The organism is Snodgrassella alvi (assembly GCF_002777425.1).
In the GTDB taxonomy this organism is placed as follows: domain Bacteria; phylum Pseudomonadota; class Gammaproteobacteria; order Burkholderiales; family Neisseriaceae; genus Snodgrassella; species Snodgrassella alvi_B.
Map to the genome: position 1 here is coordinate 1 of NZ_MDVC01000013.1, position 8,524 is coordinate 8,524.

Annotated in this window: 13 protein-coding genes, 1 tRNA gene and 1 other RNA gene; 14 read left to right on the forward strand and 1 reads right to left on the reverse strand. The window is 37.6% G+C overall.

Annotated features, from left to right (window positions below; translation table 11 throughout):
• Nucleotides 1-153 precede the first annotated feature (153 nt).
• The 3 genes from BGI33_RS02805 to BGI33_RS02815 are packed head-to-tail and all read left to right on the forward strand — an operon-like array spanning nt 154 to nt 1,471.
• Nucleotides 154-642 (forward strand): hypothetical protein, encoded by a 489-nt coding sequence (locus BGI33_RS02805; protein WP_100089873.1) that lies wholly within the window; start codon nt 154-156, stop codon nt 640-642.
• A 3-nt stretch (nt 643-645) separates the two neighbouring features.
• Complete coding sequence (locus BGI33_RS02810; RefSeq protein WP_100089874.1) at nt 646-987, forward strand: hypothetical protein; 342 nt, start codon at nt 646-648, stop codon at nt 985-987.
• Nucleotides 988-1,039: 52 nt separating this feature from the next.
• Nucleotides 1,040-1,471: a M15 family metallopeptidase gene (locus BGI33_RS02815; protein ID WP_180297020.1), complete on the forward strand. Its 432-nt coding sequence runs from the start codon at nt 1,040-1,042 to the stop codon at nt 1,469-1,471.
• Nucleotides 1,472-2,211: 740 nt separating this feature from the next.
• On the opposite strand, the gene ssrA is transcribed toward BGI33_RS02815, so the two are convergent.
• Nucleotides 2,212-2,572: a transfer-messenger RNA gene (gene ssrA, locus BGI33_RS02820) on the reverse strand.
• Nucleotides 2,573-2,904: 332 nt separating this feature from the next.
• Between ssrA and BGI33_RS02825 the strand changes: the two genes are divergently transcribed.
• The 11 genes from BGI33_RS02825 to BGI33_RS02875 all read left to right on the forward strand — a co-directional run.
• A complete protein-coding gene (locus BGI33_RS02825; RefSeq protein ID WP_100089875.1) occupies nt 2,905-3,288 on the forward strand; it encodes a BPSL0067 family protein in 384 nt (127 codons plus the stop codon).
• Entirely contained in the window at nt 3,275-3,628 is a 354-nt protein-coding gene (locus BGI33_RS02830; protein ID WP_100089876.1) for an STY0301 family protein, read from the forward strand. The genes BGI33_RS02825 and BGI33_RS02830 overlap by 14 nt, the downstream gene beginning before the upstream one ends.
• Nucleotides 3,629-3,838: 210 nt before the next feature.
• Complete coding sequence (locus tag BGI33_RS02835; protein WP_144235331.1) at nt 3,839-4,192, forward strand: STY0301 family protein; 354 nt, start codon at nt 3,839-3,841, stop codon at nt 4,190-4,192.
• Between the two features lie 208 nt (nt 4,193-4,400).
• Nucleotides 4,401-4,754, forward strand: coding sequence for an STY0301 family protein (locus BGI33_RS02840; RefSeq protein WP_144235332.1), 354 nt, complete (start codon nt 4,401-4,403; stop codon nt 4,752-4,754).
• Nucleotides 4,755-4,963: 209 nt separating this feature from the next.
• A complete protein-coding gene (locus BGI33_RS02845; RefSeq protein WP_144235333.1) occupies nt 4,964-5,314 on the forward strand; it encodes an STY0301 family protein in 351 nt (116 codons plus the stop codon).
• A gap of 212 nt (nt 5,315-5,526) precedes the next feature.
• Nucleotides 5,527-5,880, forward strand: coding sequence for an STY0301 family protein (locus tag BGI33_RS02850; RefSeq protein ID WP_144235334.1), 354 nt, complete (start codon nt 5,527-5,529; stop codon nt 5,878-5,880).
• Between the two features lie 171 nt (nt 5,881-6,051).
• Complete coding sequence (locus BGI33_RS02855; RefSeq protein WP_144235335.1) at nt 6,052-6,432, forward strand: STY0301 family protein; 381 nt, start codon at nt 6,052-6,054, stop codon at nt 6,430-6,432.
• Nucleotides 6,433-6,780: 348 nt separating this feature from the next.
• A complete protein-coding gene (locus BGI33_RS02860; protein WP_100089882.1) occupies nt 6,781-7,278 on the forward strand; it encodes a DUF1841 family protein in 498 nt (165 codons plus the stop codon).
• 117 nt (nt 7,279-7,395) lie between these two features.
• Complete coding sequence (locus BGI33_RS02865) at nt 7,396-7,845, forward strand: DUF441 domain-containing protein (protein WP_037491105.1); 450 nt, start codon at nt 7,396-7,398, stop codon at nt 7,843-7,845.
• Between the two features lie 69 nt (nt 7,846-7,914).
• A tRNA-Ser gene (locus BGI33_RS02870) sits at nt 7,915-8,005 on the forward strand.
• Nucleotides 8,006-8,279: 274 nt separating this feature from the next.
• A partial coding sequence (locus BGI33_RS02875; RefSeq protein ID WP_218965108.1) for a hypothetical protein occupies nt 8,280-8,524 on the forward strand: 245 nt, incomplete at its 3' end.

Below are 8,524 nucleotides of genomic sequence, written 5' to 3' on the forward strand. Positions count from 1 at the left end.
TTTTATATAAAAGTTAGGAATAAAAAGAAAATTTAGAATTTTAAAATAAACTTTTGAAAAATATGATTAATAGATGAATATTTTAATATTAATAGGTATTAAAACTGGCTTTTGAGCCAGTTTTTTTGTTTTTGAGGATTTGATGGTTGATTTATGAAAAATGTGGAATTGGCATTGCAGCTACTTCATTCGCTGCTGGACTTGAGGTTTTTGCCTGATAAATTGCAAAAATGGTTATTTTGTACAGGTACACGGGTAATTACAGTTACCAGTGCGCTGATTATGATAGGTTTTGCTGGCATGTTTCTACTGGGTGGCAGCGAAGTTTTTAATCTGAAATTGTATAAAGGCTTTTTGTTGTTGCACCCTTATACATTGTCGATATTACTGATTGGAGTGGCATTGTTGCAGCTGATTATAGCGATATTTAAATCCAATCGTTGTAGTGTGCTTTCTGGTTATTTACTGATTTTATCTGCACTGATATGGGCTGTAATATCAGCTACGTTCTGGGCATCATACCCGCCTTTAACAACAGGCATGACTACTTATCCTGTGTTAACCGTGGTGTGTGCACTGGCAGGGCGTAATTTGATCAACTACACAAAACGGGTTGAAGATTTGAAATATAAAGGACGATAAAGTATGGAGTTAGTGAAAGATGCTTTTTCGGTCTGTATTTTATTTGCGCTGATGGGTGGGCTGGCTGGTTCTTTACTGGTTACAGATTACAAACGTTATGGCTGGTTTATGACGATTTTGTTTGTTTTGCTGGGAATGATATTTGCTGCGGCAGTAACCGATTATTTTTTCCCGCAAAATCATCCATGGCTTTTTGCCAGTGTGGGTGTGTTTGCCGGTATGTCAACAACGTCATTTTTAGATGCGTTCAAGGCAGCCGCACCGAAACTGGCACAGCGCATAATTAATATTGTGAGCAAAAAAGCAGAGCGGTTTGTTGGTAGTGATGAGTCAACAAAAGAATAATTATAAATAAGTGTCCGGCAGCCTGAGGGCTGCTTTTTTATGGATTATAAAAATGTATAAATTGAGTAATCGATCATTGCAACGTTTATATGGGGTAGATGCTAGTCTGGTTAAGGTAGTCAAACGGGCAATTGAACTGACCAGACAGGATTTTATGGTGACGGAAGGTCTGCGCACGCATGAACAGTGTTGTATTAATTATGGCAAGGGCCGAACCGCGCAGCAATGCAGTCTGAAAGGTGTGCCTGCTAAATATGCGCAGCCGGATTTGAGTAAAGTAACCTGGTTAAATAATCCGTTTGCCAGTAAACATGTTACCGGCAGGGCTATAGATTTGATTCCGTATCCGATTGACTGGAATGATTTGAAAAAATTTCACTTGATTGCTGCGGCTATGAAACAGGCTGCTGCTGAGCTGGGGGTAAGAATTATGTGGGGTGGTGACTGGAAAAGCAGTAAGGATTACCCACATTTTGAGATATGACAGACCTGCTTGGCATTACTTGGCCACTCGTCAAGCTTGTTGATGATTATCTGCTAAATATCAGTTTATTGTGTTATGCTTTGCGTCAATTTGCTATAGATCAGAGCTTTGATAAATGTTAGGTGAATTGATTAATCTAACAGTAAAACTGAGTTCTTCTAAACAGTTTGACTCTGATAGAGCAAGTGGCAAGGAGTGTATGATATTCAGACAGTTATAAAATTGATTTAATCAGATAATTTACCATTTATGATAACCGGCTTATCAGGCTGTTCTATTATTAGATTTAGACATTAATTTGTTTTTTTTCGGGGATACTGTGCTTAGGGTTTATGAGCACGGATTTGCCATAGTGTGTATGGATTGTACGACGGCCTATAGCTGATGATATGATTTTGGCTGCAATGATATATTCAATATTATGTTGTTATCTCACTGAAATAAGTATTGGTTAATTGATATAGCATCAAATCAATTTATAAACTAAATTTATTTTTATTTCAATATGTTAATATATATTATATTGACGTAAACCAGAAAAATAGCTATAATTTAAATCAATTAATAGGTATGCTTCACCTTAAACAGCTGATTAAAAAGTTCCCTAAATGGGAGCTTTTTTGCGTTCTGAGGTGGGTGAATTGTTTATGATATTTTTATCGCTGTGTCTATGCAGATGAAAGGCGAAACGCAGTAATTAATAAATTTAGATGTCGTATCTAAAAAATAGGTAGGATAAGTGGTGGAGGCGGGGGGAATCGAACCCCCGTCCGAAAGTCCTCTACAGAGCGATCTACATACTTAGTCTTGCCAACTTCGAATCTTATTTACAAACCGCCGACAGACAGGCTGTTTGTAAACCAGTTGCCGTAAATCTCGTTCAATGCCAGACAACACAACATTAAACCAGCCAATGTAAATGTCGTTGCGGTGAGTTGCCTCACACGGCCCATTGGCGAACCGTTGCAACGTTTAGCCTTAAGCGGCTAAAGCGTAAGTTTCGTCGTTTGCGACTATATAAATTCAGTGTTTTACGGGAATCTGAGACCCCGGTATGCACGCATCTGCTTTGCAACCCCCGTCGAAACCAAGGTCGCCCCCAGATGGTTTGCCAATTATACTTTATTTTTGGTGTATATGCATAGTCATAAAGTTATAAGCTGATTTTAAACTAATTACTACCATCAATCGGCATTTAAAAATCAGACTAAAAATAAATTTAAGAGGGAATAACATCTTTTTTAATCAGTAATTAAGTAAAAATTTCATTGGCATTTTATTCATTCGTCTGAATAAAAACTGCTAATAATTGCTATTGCTATGAGTGCTAATTTCCAATAAACTAACATTTAGTTACATTTTTTATCAAGATAGTTGATGAGGCAAGCTGTCCGGCTTCAAGATAACCACATAATGTTAATTAAGGAAAATAAATGGCTTATTTAGCGAATCTGAATGATGTTAAGAAAGTTGTTGATGAGAACCGCAAAAGAGACCAAAAAGATGGAATTTATGTTGGAGAATCTCATGAATGTGTTGCTGTTGTAAAATATTTTGCAAAAGCGCCACAAACTACGATCTGGAAAAAAGGCGCTCGAGTTAAAGGTAATAATAGTATTCGACCAGGTACCGCAATTGCGACATTTGACAGTAGAGGTAAATACCATGGTCATGCTGCAATATATATCAATCAAACCGCAGCAGGTATTAATGTTTATGACCAATGGAAGGGACGGCCGTTATTCAGTCGTACGATTTTTTTCAATCATCACGAATATATTTCTAATGATGGAGATCAATTTTATGTTATCGAATAACAAAAAAATAGCGATACTATTAACCGGCCTACTACTGAGCATAGTATCCATCAATTGTCAGGCTCAGACTCCTGTTGTAAGTTGCCCGTCAACTTTTCCTAATACACACACCGTTTATCACCTTTATAATGCCAGTCTATTTGATGGCCCAATAACTGATAATGCAGAGTTAGTTCCTGAATTTAAAAAAGAAAAATCAATATGGAAAATTGGCTCACGAATAGATCCTTATTTAGTCTGCGAGTATGCCGGAACTAGGCATACCATCGTTTTTTATGCTAAGGGTGCAACTTATTGCGAAAAAAGCAAAGCTCCAGTACAGGCAAAATGCATGCCATAAAATTTTGCTGCTAAGTACTTAAGCTGTTAATGAAAACGGGTATTTTATTTACTGACACTTATGTTTATAACATGGTTTTGATGTGATACATCCTAATCAAACAGCAAGGTACATCAGTGTTTATGAACAATGGAAGGGACAGCCATTGCAAACTCGTGAGCTTGAATTCAGAGGGGGGGGGTTATGTTTCTAATGATGGAGATCAATTTTATGTTATCGAATAACAAAAAAATAGCAACATTATTTACTAGCCTGTTACTTAGCCTATTATCAATCAATTGTCATGCTCAGCCCCCTGTTGTGAGTTGTCCAGCAACTTTTTCTGATGAACACGGTACTTACCGGCTTATTAATGTCAGATTATTTGATGGTCCAATCTGTAATAAAGTTGAGTTAGTGCCTGAATTTAAAAAAGAAAAAGTAATATGGATTCTCGACACACGAATGGACCCCTCTTTAGTCTGCCTGTATAACGGAACCAGTCATTACATTGTCCTTGATGCCAAGGGTGCAACTTCTTGTGAAAAAAAAGGAGTGCCAGTGCAGGCAGAATGTATGCAATAACAATTTTCTGCTAAGTACTTAAGCTATTAGTGAAAACGGGTATTTTATCTGCTCCTCTTATGTTTATAACATAATTTTGATGTGATACATTCTAATCAAACAGCAAGGGACATCAGTATTTATGAACAATGGAATGGACAGCTCTTGCAGAATCGTAAGATTGAATTCAGAGGTCACGGTTATGTTTCTAATGATGGGGATCAATTCTATGTTATCGAATAACAGAAAAATAGCGATATTATTTACCAGTCTATTACTCAACATAATATCAATTAATTGCTATGCTCAGACCCCTGTTGTGAGTTGCCCAGCAACTTTTTCTGATGGTAACAGTATTTTCCGGCTTATTAATGTCAGTCTATATGATGGTCCAGTATGTATGAAAGCAATGTTAGTGCCTGAATTTAAAAAAGATAAACAACTATGGGTTCTTGATACACTAATGGATCCCTCTTTAGTTTGCGAGTATGCCGGAACCAGACATTACATTGTTCTTGATGCTAAGGGTGCAACTTATTGTGAAAAAAAAGGAGTGCCAGTGCAGGCAGAATGTATGCAATAACAATTTTCTGCTAAGTACTTAAGCTGTTAGTGAAAACGGGTATTTTATCTGCTGCCTCTTATGTTTATAACATAATTTTGATGTGATACATCCTAATCAAACAGCAAGGGGCATTAGTGTTTATGAACAATGGAATGGACAGCTCTTGCAGAATCGTGAGATTGAATTCAGAGGGTGGGGTTATGTTTCTAATGTTGGAGATCAATTTTATGTTATCGAATAACAAAAAAATAGCGACATTATTTACTAGCCTGTTACTTAGCCTATTATCAATCAATTGTCATGCTCAGACCCCTGTTGTGAGTTGTCCAGCAACTTTTTCTGATAGACACACTATTTATCACCTTTATCATGCCAAGCTATTTGATGGTCCTGTATGTAAGAAAGTACAGCTGAAGCCAGAATTTAAAAATGACAAAGAAATATGGGTTCTCGATACAAGAATGGATCCCTCCTTAGTCTGCATCTATGACGGAACCAATCATTACATTGTTCTTGATGCCAATGGGGCAACTTATTGTGAAAAAACCAATGCACCAGTGCAGGCAAAATGTATGTAATAACAATTTGCTGCTAAGTACTTAAGCTGTTAGTGAAAACGGGTATTTTATCTGCTGACTCTTATGTTTATAACATAGTTTTGATGTGATACATCCTAATCAAACAGCAAGGGACATCAGTGTTTATGAACAATGGAATGGACAGCTCTTGTAGAATCGTGAGATTGAATTCAGAGGTCATGGTAAAATTGTTAATGACGGAAAACAATATTATGTTATTGAATAACAGGAAAATAGCAATATTATTTACCAGCTTATTACTTAGCATAGTATCAATCAATAGCTATGGTCAGACCCCTGTTGTGAGTTGCCCAGCAACTTTTTCTGATGAACACGGTACTTACCGGCTTATTAATGTCAGATTATTTGATGGTCCAATCTGTAAGAAAGTTGAGTTAATGCCTGAATTTAAAAAAGAAAAAGTAATATGGATTCTCGACACACGAATGGACCCTTCTTTAGTCTGCCTGTATAACGGAACCAGTCATTACATTGTCCTTGATGCCAAGGGTGCAACTTCTTGTGAAAAAAAAGGAGTGTCAGTGCAGGCAGAATGTATGCAATAACAATTTTCTGCTAAGTACTTAAGCTATTAGTGAGAACAGGTATTTTATTTGCTGACTCTTATATTTATGACATAGTTAGGATGTGATATATGTCAATCAAACTGTAAAGGGTATCAACATTTATGATCAATGGAACGGTAAGCCGTTAAAAAGTTGTGAGATTGGGAGGGTATGTTTCAAATGATAGGATTAAATTTTATGTTATTGAACAACAAAAAAATAACGATATTATTTACCAGCCTGTTATTCAGTCTTTTATCAATCAATTGCCTTGCTCAGACTCCTGTTGTGAGTTGCCCCGAAACTTTTTCTGATAAACACACTGTTTACCGCCTTTTTAATGCCAGTCTATATGATGGTCCAATAACTAATAATGCAGAGTTAGTTCCTGAATTTAAAAAAGAAAAAGCTATATGGAATATTGACCCGCGAATGGATCCTTATTTAGTCTGCGAGTATGCCGGAACCAGACATACCATTGTTTTTCATGCCAGGAGTGCAGCTTATTGTGAAAAAAGCAAAGCGCCAGTGCAGGCAAAATGTATGCCATAATAATTTGCTGCAAATGACTTAAGCTGTTGGTAAACAAGATTGGCTTTATCCGCTAGCACCTATATTTATGATGAATTCATGATGATTTGAATATCCAATCGCCTGCCAGCTACTTTTTTACGTTCCTTATGGTGCTGATAATTAGCAAAATATTTATGTTATACAGGAAATTATACGGATAGAGATGAATACTTTGCTGTTAGTTACTGTTAATTGATTGTTGCATAATTTGATTTTGTAGATAATTCAGATATGGATTTTATGCTAGCCGACAAGCTGGCAGGAAATTATCGATGTTGGCGGCATTGATTTATAATTTGCATTATTTTGTTTGGAATGAATGCTGTTATGTATGATGTCAATACGGATGATGTGCGCCTTTTTTTTGCAGATGTGTGGCGTAAGCGTCAGCAGCCGCAGTTGCTGGATGCTTTACAGCAGAAGGCGTTGCGGATTATTGCTGCACATACTGAGTATGCGCCCTATCTGGAAAATGTTGAACAGTTTTTAACCCGGACATGGCGGCCGGAAGAAGGGGAAACGAATCCTTTTTTGCATTTGTCGCTGCATTTATCGGTACAGGAACAGGTAGCGATTGATCAGCCGTTTGGGATTGCCGCTATTCATCAGCGCTTGTGTGAGCAGTATGCGGGTGACTGGGTGAAAGCAGAACACGATATGATTGAGGCACTGGCAGAAACGCTCTGGCAGGCGCAACGCTATGGACAGGGGCTGGACGTGAATGCTTATATGACACGTTTGCGTAGTCTGGTGGATTTGGGGCAGGAAGATGAGGCGCGTTTAAATCCTCATGAAGTGGGACAGGCTTCAAGCAAAGAGGTTTGAGTTTGCTCATGCTTTGATTATGGTTTATTGTTTGACACCTTTGTGTTGGTCAGCTGCGATGTTGGCTGAATGCGCATGTGGAAACTATTTTCAATAATCTTTAAGCAGGGGATAAATATGTCTTTCTGGGCAAGTAATGCAAATGCTTTGTTGCTGTTGCTGTTTGTGGCTTTGGGTATCGTGGGAAATAATCCTTCAGTAACCATTTCGGCGTTGATTATTTTGCTGGTACAGCAAACGCCGTTACTTAAATATGCGCCGGTACTGGAAAAGTATGGACTGCAACTGGGTATTATGCTGCTGATGATAGGTGTGCTGGCGCCCTTGATTACGGGCAAGGTGCAGCCGGCACAGATTGCTGCGCTGGTAACTAGCTGGAAAACCATTGCTGCTGTGGTGGTGGGTACAGTTGTTGCCTGGCTTGGTGGGCGGGGTGTGCAGTTGATGCAGGTAAACCCGACAATTGTGACTGGTTTGATGATTGGCACCATTATCGGGGTGGCTTTTTTACGCGGTGTGCCGGTGGGACCACTGATTGCGGCAGGATTGCTATCGCTGATTTTATAAGCGTAGTGTTGCTGAAGTTCTTGCCAGAAAGTTAAGGTCTCGCTATAATGCGCGCAATTCCATTCTCACGGAGAGGTGGATGAGTGGTTGAAGTCGCACGCCTGGAAAGCGTGTATACGTGAATAGCGTATCGAGGGTTCGAATCCCTTCCTCTCCGCCAGATTTTAGATTAAATCCGCTTTGAAATAAGCGGATTTTTTTATGGGTATAAAAATTGCAATTATATATTTATTTAATATTGATAAATTAAGATCAATATTAATAATACTTATTTGCTAAATTGCGGTTTTCGCGTGATTTTATACTCATATTTATGGAGGTTGAAATTTAAATTACATAGCAGATAACTAAGAAAAAATCTTGCTACGTAATTTTAACTAAAACATCCGTTTTAATTTTTATAAAAGGATTGAATTATGGAGAATAAGCTGGACATGACTACCATTATAAATAGTGAAGAACAAAATGATTTTCCAAAACCGGATTTCGAAAATAATTCCACAGGTTATAAATATGGTTATTACAGTATATCTTACAATGATGGAACCACATGGATACAGAATGGCTTTTGGTGGGCACCAATAAGTGGAAATTTTGCATTTCCTAAAGTTGGATCGTTACTTAAGCGAACAGATATTATTGATAAAAATCATAATATTATTTATTCAATTTGTGCAAA

What these genes read in the sequence shown, in the direction of transcription:
- BGI33_RS02865 (WP_037491105.1), top strand. Translation starts at nt 7,396, where the DNA reads ATGTCTTTCTGGGCAAGTAATGCAAATGCTTTGTTGCTGTTGCTGTTT.
- BGI33_RS02845 (WP_144235333.1), top strand. Translation starts at nt 4,964, where the DNA reads ATGTTATCGAATAACAAAAAAATAGCGACATTATTTACTAGCCTGTTA.
- BGI33_RS02815 (WP_180297020.1), top strand. Translation starts at nt 1,040, where the DNA reads ATGTATAAATTGAGTAATCGATCATTGCAACGTTTATATGGGGTAGAT.
- BGI33_RS02855 (WP_144235335.1), top strand. Translation starts at nt 6,052, where the DNA reads ATGTTTCAAATGATAGGATTAAATTTTATGTTATTGAACAACAAAAAA.
- BGI33_RS02835 (WP_144235331.1), top strand. Translation starts at nt 3,839, where the DNA reads ATGTTATCGAATAACAAAAAAATAGCAACATTATTTACTAGCCTGTTA.
- BGI33_RS02860 (WP_100089882.1), top strand. Translation starts at nt 6,781, where the DNA reads ATGTATGATGTCAATACGGATGATGTGCGCCTTTTTTTTGCAGATGTG.
- BGI33_RS02805 (WP_100089873.1), top strand. Translation starts at nt 154, where the DNA reads ATGAAAAATGTGGAATTGGCATTGCAGCTACTTCATTCGCTGCTGGAC.
- BGI33_RS02830 (WP_100089876.1), top strand. Translation starts at nt 3,275, where the DNA reads ATGTTATCGAATAACAAAAAAATAGCGATACTATTAACCGGCCTACTA.
- BGI33_RS02840 (WP_144235332.1), top strand. Translation starts at nt 4,401, where the DNA reads ATGTTATCGAATAACAGAAAAATAGCGATATTATTTACCAGTCTATTA.
- BGI33_RS02850 (WP_144235334.1), top strand. Translation starts at nt 5,527, where the DNA reads ATGTTATTGAATAACAGGAAAATAGCAATATTATTTACCAGCTTATTA.
- BGI33_RS02810 (WP_100089874.1), top strand. Translation starts at nt 646, where the DNA reads ATGGAGTTAGTGAAAGATGCTTTTTCGGTCTGTATTTTATTTGCGCTG.
- BGI33_RS02825 (WP_100089875.1), top strand. Translation starts at nt 2,905, where the DNA reads ATGGCTTATTTAGCGAATCTGAATGATGTTAAGAAAGTTGTTGATGAG.